Source organism: Brachybacterium equifaecis (assembly GCF_023509525.1).
Taxonomy (GTDB): domain Bacteria; phylum Actinomycetota; class Actinomycetes; order Actinomycetales; family Dermabacteraceae; genus Brachybacterium; species Brachybacterium equifaecis.
In genome coordinates this window covers 147,221-166,150 of record NZ_JAKNCJ010000003.1, presented here as the reverse complement: position 1 = coordinate 166,150, position 18,930 = coordinate 147,221, and the positions used below count along the sequence as shown (strand labels likewise).

The 18,930-nt window shown below is 70.8% G+C and carries 18 protein-coding genes; 9 read left to right on the top strand and 9 right to left on the bottom strand.

What is annotated here, in order from left to right; translation table 11 throughout:
- Positions 1–3 precede the first annotated feature (3 nt).
- Both Bequi_RS08605 and Bequi_RS08600 read left to right on the top strand, forming a co-directional pair.
- Entirely contained in the window at positions 4–408 is a 405-nt protein-coding gene (locus Bequi_RS08605; RefSeq protein ID WP_249737525.1) for an OB-fold nucleic acid binding domain-containing protein, read from the top strand.
- Positions 405–1,115, top strand: coding sequence for a DUF3159 domain-containing protein (locus Bequi_RS08600; RefSeq protein WP_249737524.1), 711 nt, complete (start codon positions 405–407; stop codon positions 1,113–1,115). The genes Bequi_RS08605 and Bequi_RS08600 overlap by 4 nt, the downstream gene beginning before the upstream one ends.
- A 6-nt stretch (positions 1,116–1,121) precedes the next feature.
- Here the strand turns inward: Bequi_RS08600 and Bequi_RS08595 are convergent, their stop codons facing one another.
- A complete protein-coding gene (locus Bequi_RS08595) occupies positions 1,122–1,832 on the bottom strand; it encodes a potassium channel family protein (RefSeq protein ID WP_249737523.1) in 711 nt (236 codons plus the stop codon).
- Positions 1,829–2,512, bottom strand: coding sequence for a potassium channel family protein (locus Bequi_RS08590; RefSeq protein ID WP_249737522.1), 684 nt, complete (start codon positions 2,510–2,512; stop codon positions 1,829–1,831). Before Bequi_RS08590 ends, Bequi_RS08595 begins: the two co-directional genes overlap by 4 nt.
- Before the next feature lie 88 nt (positions 2,513–2,600).
- Here Bequi_RS08590 and Bequi_RS08585 point away from each other — a divergent pair, with 88 nt between their 5' ends.
- The 3 genes from Bequi_RS08585 (at position 2,601) to Bequi_RS08575 (ending at position 8,963) form a co-directional block, all read left to right on the top strand.
- Positions 2,601–4,679, top strand: coding sequence for an APC family permease (locus Bequi_RS08585; RefSeq protein WP_249737521.1), 2,079 nt, complete (start codon positions 2,601–2,603; stop codon positions 4,677–4,679).
- A gap of 5 nt (positions 4,680–4,684) precedes the next feature.
- Positions 4,685–6,013: a class I SAM-dependent RNA methyltransferase gene (locus Bequi_RS08580; RefSeq protein ID WP_249737520.1), complete on the top strand. Its 1,329-nt coding sequence runs from the start codon at positions 4,685–4,687 to the stop codon at positions 6,011–6,013.
- Positions 6,014–6,146: 133 nt separating this feature from the next.
- Positions 6,147–8,963 carry an aconitate hydratase gene (locus tag Bequi_RS08575; protein WP_249737519.1) on the top strand — a complete coding sequence of 939 codons (2,817 nt, stop codon included), beginning with the start codon at positions 6,147–6,149 and terminating at the stop codon, positions 8,961–8,963.
- A 153-nt stretch (positions 8,964–9,116) separates the two neighbouring features.
- Here the strand turns inward: Bequi_RS08575 and Bequi_RS08570 are convergent, their stop codons facing one another.
- The 7 genes from Bequi_RS08570 to Bequi_RS08540 all read right to left on the bottom strand — a co-directional run bounded on the left by Bequi_RS08570 (position 9,117) and on the right by Bequi_RS08540 (position 14,750).
- Positions 9,117–9,461 (bottom strand): hypothetical protein, encoded by a 345-nt coding sequence (locus tag Bequi_RS08570; protein WP_249737518.1) that lies wholly within the window; start codon positions 9,459–9,461, stop codon positions 9,117–9,119.
- A 2-nt stretch (positions 9,462–9,463) separates the two neighbouring features.
- Entirely contained in the window at positions 9,464–9,934 is a 471-nt protein-coding gene (locus tag Bequi_RS08565; RefSeq protein ID WP_249737517.1) for a prevent-host-death protein, read from the bottom strand.
- Positions 9,935–9,986: 52 nt separating this feature from the next.
- Entirely contained in the window at positions 9,987–10,811 is an 825-nt protein-coding gene (gene map / locus Bequi_RS08560) for a type I methionyl aminopeptidase (RefSeq protein ID WP_430623106.1), read from the bottom strand.
- Positions 10,808–11,863, bottom strand: coding sequence for a COX15/CtaA family protein (locus tag Bequi_RS08555; protein WP_249737516.1), 1,056 nt, complete (start codon positions 11,861–11,863; stop codon positions 10,808–10,810). The genes map and Bequi_RS08555 overlap by 4 nt, the downstream gene beginning before the upstream one ends.
- Before the next feature lie 109 nt (positions 11,864–11,972).
- Positions 11,973–12,755 carry an ABC transporter permease gene (locus Bequi_RS08550; protein ID WP_249737515.1) on the bottom strand — a complete coding sequence of 261 codons (783 nt, stop codon included), beginning with the start codon at positions 12,753–12,755 and terminating at the stop codon, positions 11,973–11,975.
- Entirely contained in the window at positions 12,752–13,642 is an 891-nt protein-coding gene (locus Bequi_RS08545) for an ABC transporter ATP-binding protein (RefSeq protein WP_249737514.1), read from the bottom strand. The genes Bequi_RS08550 and Bequi_RS08545 overlap by 4 nt, the downstream gene beginning before the upstream one ends.
- A 37-nt stretch (positions 13,643–13,679) precedes the next feature.
- Positions 13,680–14,750 carry a glutathione S-transferase family protein gene (locus Bequi_RS08540; RefSeq protein ID WP_249737513.1) on the bottom strand — a complete coding sequence of 357 codons (1,071 nt, stop codon included), beginning with the start codon at positions 14,748–14,750 and terminating at the stop codon, positions 13,680–13,682.
- A 230-nt stretch (positions 14,751–14,980) separates the two neighbouring features.
- Between Bequi_RS08540 and Bequi_RS08535 the strand changes: the two genes are divergently transcribed.
- From Bequi_RS08535 to Bequi_RS08520, 4 genes are read left to right on the top strand one after another with little or no spacing between them, the layout of a single operon-like run.
- On the top strand, positions 14,981–15,763 hold the full coding sequence (locus tag Bequi_RS08535) for a helix-turn-helix transcriptional regulator (protein WP_249737512.1): 783 nt from the start codon (positions 14,981–14,983) through the stop codon (positions 15,761–15,763).
- Entirely contained in the window at positions 15,760–17,190 is a 1,431-nt protein-coding gene (gene sufB / locus Bequi_RS08530) for a Fe-S cluster assembly protein SufB (RefSeq protein ID WP_249737511.1), read from the top strand. The genes Bequi_RS08535 and sufB overlap by 4 nt, the downstream gene beginning before the upstream one ends.
- The gene (gene sufD, locus Bequi_RS08525; RefSeq protein ID WP_249737510.1) at positions 17,190–18,581 is read left to right on the top strand and encodes a Fe-S cluster assembly protein SufD; all 1,392 of its coding nucleotides are present in this window, start codon (positions 17,190–17,192) and stop codon (positions 18,579–18,581) included. Before sufB ends, sufD begins: the two co-directional genes overlap by 1 nt.
- On the top strand, positions 18,581–18,928 hold the full coding sequence (locus tag Bequi_RS08520) for a non-heme iron oxygenase ferredoxin subunit (RefSeq protein ID WP_249737509.1): 348 nt from the start codon (positions 18,581–18,583) through the stop codon (positions 18,926–18,928). Before sufD ends, Bequi_RS08520 begins: the two co-directional genes overlap by 1 nt.
- Positions 18,929–18,930 lie beyond the last annotated feature (2 nt).

Below are 18,930 nucleotides of genomic sequence, written 5' to 3'. Positions count from 1 at the left end.
CCGATGGGATCCCACAGCGGCATCGCGGATCGTCGGCGCCTGGGCTCGAGGCTGCGGGGGCACTTCGTCGCGTCCGAGGTGCTCGACGCGCAGGAGGCCTCCCGCGCCGCCCGGGCTGCGGGCTTCGACTGCTGCAGCGAGATCGAGGACCGCCGCCCGGTCCAGCTCACCGGATTCGTCAGCTCGGTGGTGGTCCCTCCGCCCTCCGCCCCGCAGTCGGTCGAGGTCGACGTGTTCGACGGCACCGGCACGGTCACGGCGATCTGGCTCGGGCAGGACCGCATCTCGGGCATCCGACCGGGCACCCGGCTCGTCCTGGACGGCACCGCGGCGCGGCGCGGCCGCCAGCGCGTGATGTACAACCCCCGCTACGAGATCCTCGGCCTGCCCGGCGAGGAGGAGTCATGAGCGGGGCCGAGCATCGCGGCGCACCGGATCCCCTCGAGGCCCCGGCGGAGGACCCGTCCGCGCCTGCGAGCGGGATGGGGCGAGTGCTCGGCAGCAGCGAGTTCTCGGCCTCCGCAGCGGTCGGCGGGCCGCGCGGGGTGATCGAGTCGGCGCTGCCCACCCTCCTGTTCGTCGTGCTCTTCGTGATCACGCGGGATCTGACGGTCGCGGCCGTCGCAGCCGTCGCCGCCGTGCTCGTCGCGCTCCTCGTGCGCCTCGTGCAGCGCCAGAGCCCCTCCTCGGTGCTGGGAGGGCTCCTCGGCGTCGGCATCGGCGCGCTGTGGGCGCTCCGCTCGGGCGAGGGCACGGACTTCTACGTCCCCGGCCTCATCACCAACGCGGTGGCCGCGGCGATCCTGCTCCTGTCGATCGCCGTGCGGCGCCCGCTCGTGGGGATGATGATCTCCGTGCTCGACCCGCGCGTCGCCGACTGGCAGCGCGACCCTGCGGCCCGGCGGGCCTACACCCGCGCGACCTGGCTCTTCGCGGGCCTCTACGCGCTGAAGCTCGCGGTCCAGCTGCCGCTGTACCTCACGGGGGCCGTCGCGGCCCTCGGCGTGGCGAAGCTCGTGATGGGCCTGCCTCTGTTCCTGCTCGTGGCATGGATCGTCTGGCTGCTGCACCGCACCGTCATCGCGCGGCGCGAGAGCGAGGCCGACCGGCCCTGAGCCGGTTCAGTGCGCGTCGGCGCCGAGGCTCGGGAGCTCCTCGGGATCCTCGGCGGTGCCTGCAGGGGAGAGGAGCTCCTCGATCGCGCGCAGGTGCGCGGGCTCCGCGAGGAGCAGGAGCTCGTCATGGGGCTCGAGCACGTCGTGCGGAGTGGGGGCGATGGGCTGACCGTCGCGGATGATGCCGACCAGCACGCACTGCGGGGGCCACTCGAGGGTTCCCGCCGCGCGGCCGATCATCCTGCTCGCGCGGGGGATCGTGATCTCCACCATCCGGGTCGGGGAGCCGGCGAAGGTGAACAGGGTGACCGCGCGCCCCACGCTCACCGCCTCCTCCACCAGCGCGGTCATCATCCGCGGGGTGGAGACGGCCACGTCCACGCCCCACATGGGTCCGAACATCCACTCGTTCGAGGGGTGCGAGACGCGCGCGACCGTGCGCGGCACCAGGAACTCCGTCTTCGCGAGCATGGAGGTGACCAGGTTGACCTTGTCGTCGCCGGTGGCCGCGACGACGACGTCCGCGGTGCTGAGATCGGCGTCGGAGAGCACCCCGATCTCTGCGGCGTCGCCCAGCACCCAGCGCGCCTGCGGGATCGAGGCCTGCTTCTCCTCGGAGGCTGCGCGATCGATCAGCGTGACCGAGCGCCCCTTCGAGATCAGCTCCCGGGCGATCGAACGCCCGACGCTGCCGGCGCCGATGATGACGACTCTCATGCCTGCTCCTCTCCGTCGGCGCGCTCGCGCCGACGCCCCGCCAGTGCGCTCTCCACGTGCGCGAGCTGGGCGGTGTGGCACAGCATGTGCAGCACATCGCCCTGCTGGAGGCGGGCGCCCTCCCCAGGGAGCACGCCCTCGCCGAGCCGGGTCAGGAACGCGACGCGCGCCCCGGTCTCCTGCTCGATCCGCTGGAGGGGCAGGGCGAGCCAGCTCTCGTCGGGTGAGAGGGTCACCATGGTGATGGCGCCGGAGACGTCCTGGTACTCGCGCTCGGCGGCCGCGGGGATGAGGCGGCCCAGCATCTGCGCGGCCGTCCAGCGAACGGTCGCCACCGTCGCGATGCCCAGCCTCTCGTAGACCTCCGCGCGCCGGGGGTCGTAGATGCGGGCGACGACGCTGCGCACCCCGAACTCCTCGCGCACCACGCGCGCCGCGATGATGTTCGAGTTGTCGCCGCTGGAGACGGCTGCGAACCCCGCCGCGGTGCGGATACCGGCCGCCTCGAGCGTGTCCCTGTCGAAGCCGACGCCCACGACCGTGCGGCCCGGGAAGTCCGGACCCAAGCGGCGCAGCGCCGCGGCATCCTGGTCGATCACCGTGACCTCGTGGCCGATCTCCAGCGTGCGGCGGGCGAGCATCGCGCCGACGCGCCCGCAGCCCATGATCACGAAGTGCATGGCGCTACCCTAGTCCGCTGCCCCGGGCCCGCTCGCGCCGGGGGTCTGCAGTCCCGGGAGCGGGCCGGCAGCGCACTAGGATCGGGGCGTGTCTCTCCCGCCCGGCGCCCTGAAGCGCCTGATCCTGGGGCGGGCCTTCGCGACCGACAGGCTGGCCCGCGAACGGCTGCCCAAGCGGCTCGCGCTGCCGACGTTCTCCTCGGACGCGCTGAGCTCGGTGGCCTACGCCCCCGACCAGATCCTCCTCACCCTCGCTCTCGCCGGGCTGGCGGCGAGCGCGGTGAGCTGGTGGGTGGCGCTCGGCGTGGTCGTGCTGATGGGGATCGTGGTCGTCACCGGGCTCAACACGGTGCACGAGTTCCCGGGCGGAGGCGGCGACTACGAGGTCGTCCACCGCAATCTCGGCGGGGCCGCCGGGCGCGTGGTCGGCTCCGCGCTCCTGGTCGACTACGTGCTCACGGTGGCGGTCTCGGTGTCCCAGGCCGCGACCTACGCCTCCGGCCTCCTCCCCGCCCTCCACGGCAGCGAGCGGCTCGTCGCGATCGCCCTGATCCTCGCGGTGGCGGTGGTGAATCTGCGCGGAGTTCGCCAGTCCAGCGCCCTGATGGCGGTGCCGGTCTACCTGTTCATGGGGGCGATCGGACTGCTGCTGGTGATCGGTGCCGTCCAGGCGCTGCTGGGCACGCTCGGGACCGCGCCGAGCGCGGACCTGACGATCGCCCCCGCCCCGGGCTACGAGCAGGGGCTCACCCTGCTCGGCGGGACGCTCCTGGTGCTGCGCGCGTTCTCGAGCGGATCGGTCGCGCTCACCGGCGTGGAGGCGGTGGGCAACGGCGTCCCCTCCTTCACCCCGCCGAAGAGCCGGAACGCGGGAGCGGTCCTCCTCATGCTCGGCGGCATCTCCTCCGTGATGATGCTCGGCATCATCGCCCTCGCGATCGGCACGGGGGTGCGCTTCGTCCTGGATCCGCGCACCCAGCTGCTGCGCGACGGCCAGGCCGTCGAGGGCTACCAGCAGCTGCCGGTGATCGGCCAGATCGCGCAGGCGCTCACCGCGCCGGGGTCCCTGCTGTTCTACGCGGTCACGGCGATCACGGGGATGGTCCTGTTCGTGGCGGCCAACACCGCGTTCAACGGGTTCCCGAACCTCGCGAGCGTGCTCGCCCGCGCCGGCTACCTGCCGCGCCAGATGCGCGTGCGCGGCGACCGCCTGGTGTTCTCCAACGGCATCCTGTTCCTCGCGCTCGCGGCGATCGCCCTGGTGTGGCTCAGCGGTGCGCAGGTCACGCTGCTGATCCAGATGTACATCGTCGGCGTCTTCGTCACCTTCGCGCTCGGCCAGGTGGGCATGGTGCGCCACTTCACGCGGCGCATCCGCCTGGAGACGCGCCGCGCGGCGCGGCGCCGGCTCGGCGCCCGGCGTGCGGTGAACGTGCTCGGGGCCGTCACGGTGATCGCCGTGCTGGTGATCGTGGTGTCCACCAAGCTCACCCACGGGGCATGGGCGGCCCTCCTCGCGATGGCCGTGCTGTGGGTGCTGATGACGCTCATCCACCGCCACTACGCACGGGTCCGGCGCGAGCTGAGCGTCCAGAGCGCTGATCCCGCGGGGGAGGTGACCGGCCGCCCCGACCCCGTGGCCCGGCCCGCCCGCTCCCACGGCGTCGTGCTCCTGACGGCCCTGGACCGCCCGGCGCTGCGGGCGATGGCGGTGGCGAGCGCTGCGAGGCACTCGAGCCTGGAGGCGATCGCCGTCCACGACGAGGACACGGATACCGATGCGGCGATCGCCCGCTGGCGGGCGCTCGAGGTGCAGGTGCCGCTGCGGATCCTCTACTCGCCGTACCGCGATGTGAACGGCCCGGTGATCGCCTACGTGATGACGCTCCTCGCCCGCAACCCCCGCGACGTCGTCATCGTGTACCTCCCGCGCTTCCTGGTGGGACACTGGTGGGAGGCCGCACTGCACAACCATTCTGTGCGCAGGCTGGGCAACCGGCTGGCACATGTGCCGCGCGTGGTCATCGCGAACGTACCCTGGCAGCTCGGCAGCGCCCAGGAGATCGGAACGGACATTCTTCGCGAGAGCATCGCCGGCGCCATGGTGCAGGAGCGCGCCGATCAGGCACGAGACGAGGCGCGGGGCACTGCGCTGTCGGAGAGATGAGGACGATGACCGCGAGCACTCGCACCGATCGCTCCCCGGAGCCCGAGCGCACCGCGCTCGGCAGGCTGCTCACGCTCACCGTGGGCGCGCCCGCGGCGGGCGGGACATTCGTCGCCCGCCATGAGGGGCGCGTGGTCTTCGTGCGGGGCGCGGCGCCCGGCGAGACCGTGGTCGCGCGCCTGGTCGAGGAGCCGGGCGACCCCTCCCGTGCGCGATTCTGGCGCGCCGAGACCATCGAGGTCCTCGACCCGAGTCCCGACCGCGTGCCGAGCGTCTGGCCGGAGGCGGGCACCGACGGGGTCGGCGGCGCCGAATGGGCGCACATCGGCCTGCACGCGCAGCGCCGGCTCGCGACCGAGGTGCTCCAGGACCTGCTGCGCCGCGCTGGAGTGGGCACCTTCGCCCTGGAGGATGTGCAGGTCGAGCCGGCGCCGAACGACCACGACGGCCTGGGATGGCGCACCCGCGTGCGCTTCGCCGTCGATGAGGAGGGCCGGATCGGGATGCGCGGCTGGCGCTCGCACGCGGTGCGGCCGGTGGGCGCCAACCCTCTGGCCGCCTCGGCGATCCGCGCGCTGGATCTCCCCTCTCTCGCCCTGCCCGCGGGCGTCGAGGCCGTCGACGCCGTCGCGCCCTCGGCGGGCCCTGCCTCCCTGGTGCTCATCGGCCGCGATCTCGACCCTGCCGGGATCGCCCTTCCCCCGGCTCTCGCCGGAGCGGATCTCAGCGTCCAGAGCGCCGAGGGGCTCACCCCGATCATCGGCGACGGCCTCGTGCGCGAGCGCGTGGGCGAGCGGCGCTTCCGCGTGGGCGCGAGCGGATTCTGGCAGGTGCACACCCGAGCTGCCGAGGTGCTGAGCGAGGTGGTCCGGACCGAGCTCGATGCTCGCGAGGGCGATGTCGTCTGGGACCTCTACGGGGGAGTGGGCCTGTTCGCGGCTGTGCTGGCCGACCGCGTCGGCCCCGCCGGAGCGGTGCTGAGCGTGGAGGGCGATCGCCGCGCGAGCGCTCTGGCCGCCGAGAACCTCGCAGATCTGCCGCAGGCCACCGCCTGCACCGGCGATGCGACCGCATGGGCCCGGGCGCAGACGCGCCGGCCCGACCGCGTGGTGCTCGATCCGCCCCGGGCGGGAGCGGGATCGGAGCTCATGGAGCTGCTGGCGCTGGCCGTGCGCGAGCGGATCGTGTATGTCTCCTGCGAGCCCTCCACTCTGGCCCGCGACCTCGCGATCGCGGAGGCGCGCGGATGGCAGGTCGAAGAGCTGCGTGCTTTCGATCTGTTCCCGCATACTCATCACATCGAGTCGGTGGCTGTGCTCGGCCGTCGCCCGTGATAGATTTATCTTGACGTCAAGAGATGCAGTCCGCTCCTGACGAACCGAACCGCTCCCCTCGGCGAACTGCGAACAGCCGGGTGGTGATGGAGGGCCCGAGAGGGCCTGCGCCCCGAACCGAAGGAGATGCTCTGTGAGCACTGTCAACTCATTCGACGCCAAGGAGACCCTCGAGGTCGGCGAGGCCCAGTACGAGATCTTCGGCATCGATGCCGTCGAGGGCCACGAGAAGCTCCCGTACAGCCTGAAGATCCTGCTGGAGAACCTGCTGCGCACCGAGGATGGTGCGAACATCACCGCGGACCACGTGCGCGCCCTCGCCTCCTGGGATCCCAGCGCCGAGCCCGACACCGAGATCCAGTTCACCCCTGCCCGCGTGATCATGCAGGACTTCACCGGCGTCCCCTGCGTCGTGGACCTCGCGACGATGCGCGAGGCCGTCGAGGAGCTCGGCGGCAACCCCGAGACCATCAACCCCCTCGCCCCTGCCGAGATGGTCATCGACCACTCGGTGATGATCGATGTGGCCGGCCGCCTCGACGCGCTCGAGAAGAACATGGAGCTCGAGTACGAGCGCAACCAGGAGCGCTACCAGTTCCTGCGCTGGGGCCAGACCGCATTCGACGACTTCAAGGTCGTGCCCCCGGGCACCGGCATCGTCCACCAGGTCAACATCGAGTACCTCGCGCGCACGATCATGACCCGCGAGGTCGACGGCGTGCAGCGCGCCTACCCCGACTCCTGCGTCGGCACCGACTCGCACACCACCATGGTCAACGGCCTGGGCGTGCTGGGCTGGGGCGTCGGCGGCATCGAGGCCGAGGCCGCGATGCTCGGCCAGCCCGTCTCCATGCTGATCCCGCGCGTGGTGGGCTTCAAGCTCACCGGTGAGATCCCCGCCGCTGCGACCGCGACCGACGTCGTCCTCACGATCACCGAGATGCTGCGCAAGCACGGCGTCGTCGGCAAGTTCGTCGAGTTCTACGGCGAGGGCGTGGGCCAGGTCCCGCTCGCCAACCGCGCGACCATCGGCAACATGAGCCCCGAGTTCGGCTCGACCTGCGCGATCTTCCCGATCGACGACGTCACCGTCGACTACCTGCGCCTGACCAGCCGCTCCGAGGAGCAGCTCGCTCTCGTCGAGGCCTACGCGAAGCGCCAGGGCCTGTGGCACGACCCGTCGAAGGAGGCGCAGTACTCCGAGTACCTCGAGCTCGACCTCTCCACTGTCGTCCCCTCGATCGCCGGCCCCAAGCGCCCCCAGGACCGCATCGTCCTGACGGAGGCGAAGGAGTCCTTCCGCCAGGTCCTGCCGACCTACGCGGCCGACGAGGTCCCCGCCGAGGACGAGCACCAGGCCGATGACGCCGCCGAGGGCTCGTTCCCGGCGTCCGATCCGGCAGCTCCCGAGTCCGACAACTCCAGCGGCGGCGAGGCCCCCGTCGAGATGCCGGCGCGCACCCGCGGGATCGTCGGCCGCCCCTCGAAGACGACCCCCGTGGCGGGCGCGGATTTCGAGATCGACCACGGCATCGTCTCGATCGCCTCTATCACCTCGTGCACGAACACCTCGAACCCCTCGGTGATGATGGCCGCGGGCCTGCTCGCGAAGAACGCGGTCGAGAAGGGCCTCGTCTCCAAGCCGTGGGTGAAGACCTCCATGGCTCCCGGCTCTCAGGTCGTCACCGGCTACTACGAGAAGGCGGGCCTGTGGCCCTACCTCAACGATCTGGGCTTCCAGCTCGTGGGCTACGGCTGCACCACCTGCATCGGCAACTCCGGCCCGCTCGCATCGGAGATCTCCGATGCGATCAACGAGGCCGACCTCGCCGTCACCGCAGTCCTCTCGGGCAACCGCAACTTCGAGGGCCGCATCAACCCCGACGTGAAGATGAACTACCTGGCCTCCCCGCCGCTGGTCATCGCCTACGCGCTCGCGGGCACGATGGACTTCGACTTCGAGAACGACGCGCTCGGCCAGGACACCGACGGCAACGACGTGTTCCTGCGCGACATCTGGCCCTCGCCGGCCGATGTCGAGTCCACGATCGCCTCCTCCATCACTCAGGAGATGTTCGCCGAGGACTACGCGGACGTCTTCGCAGGCGATGAGCGCTGGCAGTCCCTGGACACCCCCGAGGGCGCGACCTTCGAGTGGGACCAGGAGTCGACCTACGTGCGCAAGCCCCCGTACTTCGAGGGCATGACCATGGAGCTCACGCCGCTGGCGGACATCACCGGCGCGCGCGTGCTCGCGAAGCTCGGCGATTCCACCACGACCGACCACATCTCGCCGGCCGGCTCCATCAAGGCCGACTCGCCCGCGGGCCAGTACCTGCGCGAGCACGGCGTGGAGCGCAAGGACTTCAACTCCTACGGCTCGCGCCGCGGCAACCACGAGGTCATGATCCGCGGCACCTTCGCGAACATCCGCATCAAGAACCAGCTCCTCGACGGCGTCGAGGGCGGGTACACGAAGAACTTCCTGACCGGCGAGCAGGAGTTCATCTACGACGCGGCCCAGGCGTACGCCGAGCAGGGCATCCCGCTCGTCGTCCTCGCGGGCAAGGAGTACGGCACCGGCTCCTCGCGCGACTGGGCGGCCAAGGGCACGATGCTCCTGGGCGTGAAGGCCGTCATCACCGAGAGCTACGAGCGCATCCACCGCTCGAACCTCATCGGCATGGGCGTGCTCCCGCTGCAGTTCCCGGCGGGGGAGAACGCCGAGTCCCTGGGCCTGACGGGCGAGGAGGTCTTCGACATCGAGGGCATCACCGCGCTGAACGAGGGCACCACCCCGAAGACCGTCAAGGTCACCGCGACCCGCGAAGGCGCCGAGCCCGTGGTCTTCGATGCGGTCGTGCGCATCGACACCCCCGGCGAGGCGGACTACTTCCGCAACGGCGGCATCCTGCAGTACGTGCTGCGCTCGCTGGTGAAGGCGGCCTGACCGCCCCCTGACCGCCCCGAGCGACACGTGATGAGCGCCCCGTCAGGCTTCGGCCTGGCGGGGCGCTCGTCATTCTGCGGCCCTGCGAGGAAACATCGCGGTCGACCGCTTCGAGCGCGGCGTTCCCGCCTTTGGGGCACGAGGTCTTCTGTGTCACTGCTTCGTCTCGTTCGGGTGCGCCGTGTGGACTTGTTCCAGGTAGACGGTTCCCCCATCCACGTAGAACCACACCCGGGCGCTGCCCTTGAGGGTGGGCTTGTGCTGCCACCGCTGGAAGGTCCGGCCGCCTCGGGTGATGACAGCCAAGGATCCTTCGAGGGGGTAGTTCGTCGCGGTGGTCTGCAGAGGAGTGCGGGTCAGGAAGTCCCAGGTCTCGCTCATGGGGTTTCGGATCGTGGCCACGAGGTCGCGCCAGCCCTTCTCGGACTGTCGAGTGGCGTGCCTGAGCACGTACTCCGACTTCTTCGGCGGCCGCGGGACGATGCTCTCCTTGGGCATGCTCAGGGCCGTTCGACGACCGCGTTGACGTCGTCGTCTTCCGTGTCGAGCCATTCGACCGGCTGCGACCCCAGACCCGCGGCGATAGCGGTTGCTGTCTCGCGCCAGCTGGTGAGTCGGGCGATCGCGAGGTGGGGCTGCTGAGTGGAGAAGGACGCCCGCGCAGCGTCGATCAGGTCCCGGGTGCACTGCTCGCGCTCTTCGGCGCTCAGCGCGTACATCCACGGGTACCGGACAGCCATGCGTTCGGGAGAGGGCCCGTCCTCCAGAGTCACCGAGATGAGCGTGGCCGCGATGTCCAGGAGCTGGGCGCGGGCATCGGCTTCGCGCTGGGACATGAGCACCAGGGACTCTCCGTCGCGACGGGTCACCGTGACGGGATGGTCTTCGGCTTCGGCGAAGACCTCTGCGGAATGCTTGCTCAGGTCCGAGGAGCGTCGGGTTGCAGCAGGGGCGTCGGGTGCGATGGTCATGCCAGCACCCTATTCGGAACGTGTTCGGAAGTCTATGTCGGATGTCGTCGACTCAGCGCCTCGCGCGCACCCCGGCTCCGAGCTCCTCGCCCTCACGAGCCGTCAGCACGATGGGCTCGCCGTCGGTCACGTACAGCGTGTGCTCGGCGTGGGCGCCGCGGGAGCCGTCCTCGGAGACGACCGACCAGCCGTCGCGGTCGGTGATGTGCACGGCGTTCGTGGTGTGCATGAGGAACGGCTCGACCGTGATCACCATTCCGGCGTGCACGGTGGGCCCGCCGCCAGGCGTGCCCTGGTTCGGGATGAACGGCGCCTCGTGCATCGAGCGCCCCACGCCGTGCCCGCCGAACTCACGGTTGATCGTGTACCCGGCCGCATGGGCGGCGGCCTGGACGGCGTGCCCGATGTCGCCGGTGGTCGCGCCGTCGCGCACCGCGGCGATCCCCGCCCACATCACGGTGCGGACGTCCTCGATGAGCGCCGCATCCTGGGGGTCCGGAGCTCCGACGATGACGGACAGCGCGGAGTCCGCGACCCAGCCCTCGAGCTCGACGGCGAAGTCGAGGGAGAGCAGGTCGCCGTCCTCGAGAGTGCGGTCGTAGGGCCGCCCGTGCAGTACCGTCTCGTTGACCGAGGTGCACATGACGCGGCCGAAGGGATAGGCGCCGAAGCGCGGATGGTAGTCGAGGTAGCAGCTGGTCGCACCGGCCTCGCGGATCATGCGGTGCGCCTCGGCATCGATGTCCAGCAGGTTGTCGCCCACGCGCACCTGGTCGGCCAGGGTCCGCAGGACGTCCGCGACGAACACGGAGACCGGCAGCATCTGCGCGAGCGTCGGGCCCTCGTATCCTGCGCGGGACGAGCGGGGCGCGCTCATCGGGCAGCCGCCTCAGCGCTGACGAGACGGTCCTGCCCAGCGGTGCCGTCGTCGGAGCCGCCCTCGACCTCGACCTGCTCGCGCCAGCTGAACCCGCAGGTGATCAGCCAGGTGACAGACGCGGTGAACACGGCGGCGAGCGCCATGTGCAGGCCGACGAGGATCTCCGGCAGGCCCGTGAAGTACTGGACGTAGCCGAGCGCGCCCTGCGCCGCGGTCACAGCGACGAGGATCCAGGCGGCCCTGCGGGTGCGGCGGGGGGTGCGCACGAGGTGGAGCGCGATGAGGAGGCCGACGAGCAGCCCGCAGAACATCATCACGGAGTCCGCGTGGAGCCAGGAGACCATCCGGGGGTCGAGGCCCAGGCGCAGGGTCACGTCGAGGTCGCCCGAGTGGGGACCGGAGCTGGTGACGACCGTGCCGAGCACGAGGACGACCGCGGCGACCGCGCCGAGGGCGAAGGCCAGTGCCATCAGCGCCGTGGGGATCACGCGGTGCACGCGCCCGTCGCCCTCGCGCAGCCGTGCGAGCAGGATCGAAGACACGACGACCAGTCCGATGGAGACGAGGAAGTGAGGCGCCACAGCGCCAGGGTGCAGGTGAAGTCGCACGATCACCATGCCGATGATCGCCTGCAGGGCGGTGCCGACGAGCGGCAGCGCGGCGAGCACGAGGAAGCCGCCCCCCTTGCGGCGCAGCCACAGGATGCTGAGAACGAGCACGGCGATCGCGAACACGCCGAGCACGCCGGTGAGGGTGCGGTTGCCGAACTCGATGAAGGGGCGCAGGCCCATCTCCGGGGTGTAGCGGGGCGTGAACTGGCCGGGCTCGCAGTTGGGCCAGGTCGAGCATCCGAGCCCGGAGCCCGTCAGCCGCACGACGCCGCCGGTGAGGATGATGCCCATCTGGCACAGGAGGTTCCCCCAGAACACCACCGCGAGCGCGATCCGCTGCCAGGGCTGCAGGGCGGCGAGCGCCCGCGAGCCGAACAGCGGTGCACCTCCGGCAGGCTCGGCGGCGAGGGTGCGGTCAGCGGCGGAGGGCATGGTCATGGGGTCAATCCTATGAAGCGCAGAGGAGCACCAGCGGGTCCGACCCAGGCATCTCACATCCCGCAGGAGCGCCTGAGCGCCCGGCCCGGTGTTCAGCGTCGGCGACGCCTCAGACGGAGGTCCAGCGGAACCAGCGGGCGACGGCGAGACTTCCCAGCATCGCCCACAAGGCGAGGACGATGGCAGAGCCGGCCGAGAACGCTCCGCCGGCGAGGCAGGCGCGCATCAGCTCGCCGAGAGCGCCCGAGGGCAGGAGGTCCACGATCGCGCGGGCGAACCGCGGGTAGTGCGCGACGGGGATCGTCACGCCACCGAGCGCCACCAGCAGGATGAACAGCACATTGGTCAGCGCCAGCACCGCCTCCGTGCGGAGCGTCCCGGCGATGAGGAGGCCCAGCGACCCGAACGCGACTGTGCCCAGCAGCCACACCGGCACCGCGCCGAGGAGGCCTGCGAGCTCGGGCCGCCAGCCGAGAGCGAGCGCGAGCGCGCCGAGCACGAGGATCTGCACGAGCTGCACCGCCAGGGTCGCGAGGATCTTCCCGGCGAGATAGCCGCCGCGACCCAGCGGGGTCGTGGCGATCCAGCGCAGCACTCCGCCGCGCCGGTCGAAGCCGGTCTGGATCGCCTGCGAGGTGAACGCCGTGGAGATGAGGGCCGTGGCGGCGGTGGCGGCCACAGCGGTGTCGATCGGGGCGATCCCCTCGAGCCGTCCGAGCGGCACGTACCGCAGGGCCAGCAGCACGAGGGCGGGCATGAGGATCGCGACCATGAGCTGCTCCCCGTTGGAGAGCAGGATCCGGGTCTCCAGCGCGGCGTGCGCGAGCACCCGCCGGGCCAGGGGAGCGGGGCCGCTCCCTCGGGGGGCCTGCACGGCGTCGGTCGTGCTCATCGGGAGCTCTCCTCGGTCTCGGGGGCGCCGGGGCGAGATCCGTCCATCAGATCCAGCAGAACCCCTTCCAGGTCGGCGGCGCCCCCTGTGCTCACGCGCAGATCCACCCGGTGGCGCGCGCCGAGGGCTCGCACGTCCTCCTCGAGGGACCGGGCGGCCTCGGCGCTCAGTCCCGAGGCGGTCGCTGTGAGGGTGAGCCCGTTCGAGGCGCGGTGCGAGGCAATCACCTCGGCCACGGTGCCCGAGGCGACGGTGCGGCCGCCCGCGATGACGACGACGTGATCGGCGAGGCCCTCCACGTCGTCCATCAGGTGGGTGGTGAGCACGACGGCGGTGCCGGTGCGCGCGAGCGCGCGGATCAGCTCGCGCACGGTCCGTCGGATCCCCGGGTCCATCCCGGCGGTCGGCTCGTCGAGGAAGACGAGCTCCGGCCGGCCGATGATGGCGAGCGCGAGGGCGAGGCGCTGGCGCTGGCCCCCCGAGAGCCGCCGCACGATCGTGCCTGCGAACTCGTCGATGCCGAGGTGCGCGGCGACCTCGTCCACGTCCAGGGGGTCCGTGTGCAGGGAGGCGCCGTAGCGCAGCAGGCGCATGGCGCTGATGCCCGAGGTGAGCCCGCCGTCCTGGATCATCACGCCGACGCGGGCGCGCTGCGCGGCGCTCGCGCGCCAGGGGTCCTCGCCGAGCACGCGAACGCTGCCGCCGTCGGGCTGGAGGAGCCCTGTGGCGCAGGAGATCATCGTCGTCTTGCCGGCACCGTTGGGGCCGAGCAGGGCGGTCACCTCGCCGCGGCGGGCTGCGAAGCTCGAGCCGTCGAGGGCGCGCAGCAATCCGAAGTGCTTCTGGACGCCTTCGGCGAGGAGGGCGGGCGGGTGCTCGGTGCTCACCCGGCCATGCTAGGCCCGCTGCTCTCCCCGCCTGCGCTCAGCGGCCTGTGACCTGCAGCGGGGTGTGCTCCGGGTCGACGACCTCCGCGGCGAGCGGCGGCTCGGGGGCGGCGCCGCCCGGACCCCAGGTGTCCGTCTCGAAGCGATCCCGGTCATGCGGCTCCATGAATATCGAGGTGTCCGGCCCGAGAGGCACCACCTGGGTGGGATTGATGTCGGTGTGCACCACGTAGTAGTGCTCCTTGATGTGCTGGAAGTCGATGGTGTCCCCGAAGCCGGGAGTCTGGAAGAGGTCCTTGGTGTAGTTCCAGAGGTTCGGCATCGTGCTGAGCGTCTGCCGGTTGCACTTGAAGTGCCCGTGGTAGACGGGGTCGAACCGCACGAGGGTGGGGAAGAGGCGGATGTCGGCCTCGGTGATCGAGGCGCCCATGAGGTAACGGCGGTCCGCGAGGCGCTGCTCGAGCTCGTCCAGGCTCGCCCACAGGTCGCGGTACGCCTTCTCGTACTCCTCCTGGGAGCCGGCGAATCCCGTCTTGTAGACGCCGTTGTTGACGTGGTGGAGCATCCACGTGTTGAGCGCGTCGATCTCCTCCCGCTGCGCGACGGGATAGAGATCCGGGGCGCCCTCGCGATGGTGCTCGGTCCACTCGGTCGCGAAGTCCAGGGTGATGCGCTGGAAGTCGTTGGTGACGACGGCCTTGGTGGGGACGTCGATCATCGCGGGGACCGTGATGCCGCGAGGGTATTCCGGGAAGCGCGCGAAGTAGGCCTCCTGCAGGCGCTCGTAGCCGAGGACCGGATCGCGCCCGTCGGGGTCGAGGTCGAAGGTCCAGGAGCGCTTGTCATGGGTGGGGCCGGCGACGGCGAGGGAGATCGCGTCCTCGAGGCCCAGCAGGCGCCGCGAGATGATCGTGCGGTTCGCCCAAGGGCAGGCGCGGGACACGGCGAGACGATAGCGGCCGGCCTCCACCGGCCAGCCGTCGCGGCCGTCGCGGGTGATCCGGTCGTCGATGTAGTTCATGTCGCGATCGAAGCTCTTGCCCTGCGTGACGTACGAGCCCTTCTGGTCGTTCTCGTCCGTGCGATCCGTCGGTGTCTGATCGGCCATGGTGCTGCCCTCCTGGAGCGTGACGTCGTGTGCCTCCAAAGTAGTTGAAATGCGGAGGACTGGCAAGGGTGAGGCGCCCGGTCGCCCCAGATGAGGTGCCCCTAACGTGCGCGGATGCACGTTCCGAGCCGACTCCGCCCACCCTTTTCGCAACGTCGGTGTTCTAAAATCGAAGGCACGGTCCATCGCACCAGTCGACCCCACCAGTCCACCGCAGCGGAAGGAGAGGCATGAAGCAGTGCGCGCAGTCGTCCCCCTGCATGCCGTCCTCCGCGCCCGCCGGGGCGGACGCCCCGCTCCTCCCCGAGGTGCGGGACACGCGCGATCGCCTCATCGAGGCGATCTCCGCCCACGGCCCGATCACCGCGACCCGTCTGGCCGACATGTTCGGCCTCACCAGCGCCGCCGTGCGCCGGCACCTCTCGGCCCTGGAGGCCGACGGCGCGATCGAGGAGCACTCGGTGCCCGTCGCCCAGCGGCGTCGGGGTCGGCCCTCGAAGGCGTTCGTGCTCTCCGCCTCCGCCCACCGCGATCTGGACAGCGAGTACAGCGAGCTCGCCGCCCTCGCGCTGGACGAGCTGGCCCGCCGCGGCGGGGGAGAGGCGCTGTCGGACCTCGGCTGCGCCCGCGTCGCTCCCTGGGAGGAGGCGCTCGCCGAGCGGGTCCTCGTCGAGGAGTCCGCAGGTCGCGCCGTCACCCGCGCGCGCCGCGTCGAGCTCCTCGCCGATCTGCTGACCGAGCGCGGCTACGCCGCGACCGTGCGGCCGGTCACCGTGGAGGTGCCGCTAACCACGGGGTCAGGCAGGGCGCGTACGGTGGAGACAGCGCAGCTGGTCCAGGGGCACTGCCCCATCCAGGACGTCGCAGCCCGTCACCCGGAGCTGTGCGAGATCGAGACCCAGGCGCTGGCGCGCATGGCGGGAGCCCCCGTCCAGCGCCTCGCGACTCTCGCAGGCGGAGCCCACGCCTGCACGACCCACATTCCGCTCACGGAGGGAAACACACCACGATGACGAGCGCACCCGAGCAGGAGCTCACGCAGGACGAGATCATCTCGTCGATCGGCACCTACGCCTACGGCTGGCATGACGAGGACGCCGCCGGCGCCTCCGCCCAGCGCGGTCTGTCCGAGGCGGTCGTGCGGGACATCTCCGCGCGCAAGAGCGAGCCCGAATGGATGCTGGAGCGCCGTCTGAAGGCGCTCAAGCTCTTCGAGAAGAAGCCGATGCCCACGTGGGGCGCCGACCTCTCCGGGATCGACTTCGACAACATCAAGTACTTCGTGCGCACCACGGAGAAGCAGGCGACCAGCTGGGAAGACCTCCCGGAGGACATCAAGGTCACCTACGACCGCCTCGGCATCCCCGAGGCCGAGAAGCAGCGCCTCGTCGCGGGCGTCGCCGCCCAGTACGAGTCCGAGGTGGTCTACCACCAGATCCGCGAGGACCTCGAGGCGCAGGGCGTCATCTTCCTGGACACCGACACCGCGCTCAAGGAGCACCCGGAGCTGTTCGAGGAGTACTTCGGCACCGTCATCCCCGCGGGCGACAACAAGTTCTCCGCGCTGAACACGGCGGTGTGGTCGGGCGGATCGTTCGTCTACATCCCCAAGGGCGTGCACGTCGACATCCCGCTGCAGGCCTACTTCCGCATCAACACCGAGAACATGGGCCAGTTCGAGCGGACGCTGATCATCGCCGACGAGGGCTCCTACGTGCACTACGTCGAGGGCTGCACCGCGCCGATCTACCAGTCGGACTCGCTGCACAGCGCCGTCGTGGAGATCGTGGTGAAGAAGGATGCGCGCGTGCGCTACACGACCATCCAGAACTGGTCGAACAACGTGTACAACCTCGTCACCAAGCGCACCACCGTCGAGGCCGGCGGCACCATGGAGTGGGTCGACGGGAACATCGGCTCCAAGGTGACGATGAAGTACCCCGCAGTCTGGCTGATGGGCGAGCACGCGCGCGGCGAGACGCTGTCGATCGCATTCGCAGGTGAGGGACAGCATCAGGACACCGGCTCGAAGATGGTCCACATGGCGCCGAACACCTCGAGCTCGATCGTCTCGAAGTCGGTCTCGCGCGGCGGCGGCCGTTCCTCCTACCGCGGCCTCGTGCAGGTCATGCCCGGAGCGGAGCACTCCGCCTCGACCGTGCTGTGCGACGCGCTGCTGGTGGACACGATCTCCCGCACCGACACGTACCCCTATGTCGACGTGCGCGTCGACGACGTCCAGATGGGCCACGAGGCGACCGTCTCCAAGGTCTCCGAGGAGCAGCTCTTCTACCTGATGAGCCGCGGCATGGAGGAGACCGAGGCCATGGCGATGATCGTGCGCGGGTTCATCGAGCCCATCGCCCGCGAGCTGCCCATGGAGTACGCCCTCGAGCTGAACCGCCTGATCGAGCTGCAGATGGAAGGAGCCGTCGGCTGATGACCTCGCCAGACGTGACCGAAGTGAATGATGTGAACGGCCCCGAGAGCGCCGGGGATCCCCGCGCGAACGAGGCGGCGGGCGGCGCCGCGGGCGTCGCCCCCGTGCCTGCTCAGGAGGAGCTCGCCGAGGCGAGCTCCGCCGCAGGCGGGGGTTGGTCGGCCGACGGCGCCGACGGCAGCGGAGCGGTCACTGACCACTCGCGCGCCCAGCTGGAGGACGAGGCGATCGCGCTGCCCAGCGGCGGGGAGAAGGCCGAGAAGGCCACCCGCGCCCACCGCGCTCGCTCCTTCGAGGTCTCCGACTTCGAGCGCCCGAGCACGAAGATGGAGGAGTGGCGCTTCACGCCGCTGCGCGTGATGGCGCCTCTATTCGAGGACGCGGCCACCGACGTGCGCGGGGAGGACGACCACCCCGTCATGTATGAGGTCGAGACCCCCGCGGAGATCGCAGTCGGCACGCTCGCCCCCGGCGAGGCGCCGCGCGGCACGGCTCTCGTGCCGGAGTCGCTGGTCTCGGCTGTCGCCTCCGAGCGCTGCGCCGATGCGCTGCATCTGAAGGCTGCGAAGAACACCGAGATCGCTGAGCCGGCGCGGGTCGCCGTCGCCGGCCAGGGGGCGGACCGCCGCGGCAACGCGCACATCGTGCTGGAGACCGAGGAGTCCTCGGTCGCGACGTTCGTCGTGCACCACACCGGCAGCGCGCAGTTCGCTGAGAACGTCGAGCTGATCGTCGGCGCGAACTCGCAGATGACGGTGATCGCCCTGCAGGACTGGGACGACGACGCGCTGCACATCGCGACCCACCACGCGAAGCTCGGCCGCGATGCGCGGCTGAAGCACATCGTGGTGAGCCTCGGCGGCCGGGCTGTGCGCGTGGACGTCATCGGCGAGCTCGTCGAGCCCGGAGCCGAGATCGAGAACCTCGGCCTGTACTTCGCCGACGCCGACCAGTACCTTGAGCACCGCCTGTTCGTGGACCACGCCGCCCCGCGGTGCACCTCGAACTCGACCTACAAGGGCGCGCTGCAGGGCAAGGGCGCGCGGTCCGTGTGGGTGGGCGATGTGCTCATCCGCAAGGAGGCCGAGGGCACGAACACGTACGAGCTGAACCGCAACCTGGTCCTCACCGAGGGCGCGCGCGCCGACTCCGTCCCGAACCTCGAGATCGAGACGGGCGAGATCGAGGGCGCGGGCCATGCGGCCGCTACCGGACGCTTCGACGACGAGCAGCTGTTCTACCTGCGCGCGCGCGGCATCCCCGAGATCGAGGCCCGCCGCCTGGTCGTGCGCGGCTTCTTCGCCGAGCTCATCCAGCAGATCGACGTCCCCGAGATCCGCGAGCATCTCAGTGACGCGATCGAGGCAGAGCTCGCGAGGAGCATGAACTGATGACGAGCGCTCCCTTCGTCCCCGTCGCCCAGCTGGCGGATCTCGCTCCCGGCACCGTCCTCGCGGTCGAGGCCGACGGAGTGGAGATCGCGCTGGTGCGCGACGAGGACGGGGGAGTGCACGCCATCGAGGACCGCTGCTCCCACAGCGACGTCGCCCTCAGCGACGGCGACGTGGAGGGCTGCACCCTCGAGTGCTGGAAGCACGGCAGCCAGTTCGACCTGCGCACCGGCCGGCCCCTCCAGCTCCCCGCTGTGCACCCGGTGGCCGTCTACCCCGTGCGGGTGGACGAGACCTCGGGCGCCATCGCCGTCTCCCCGCGGCCCCTCAACGATTCCGCTTCCTGACC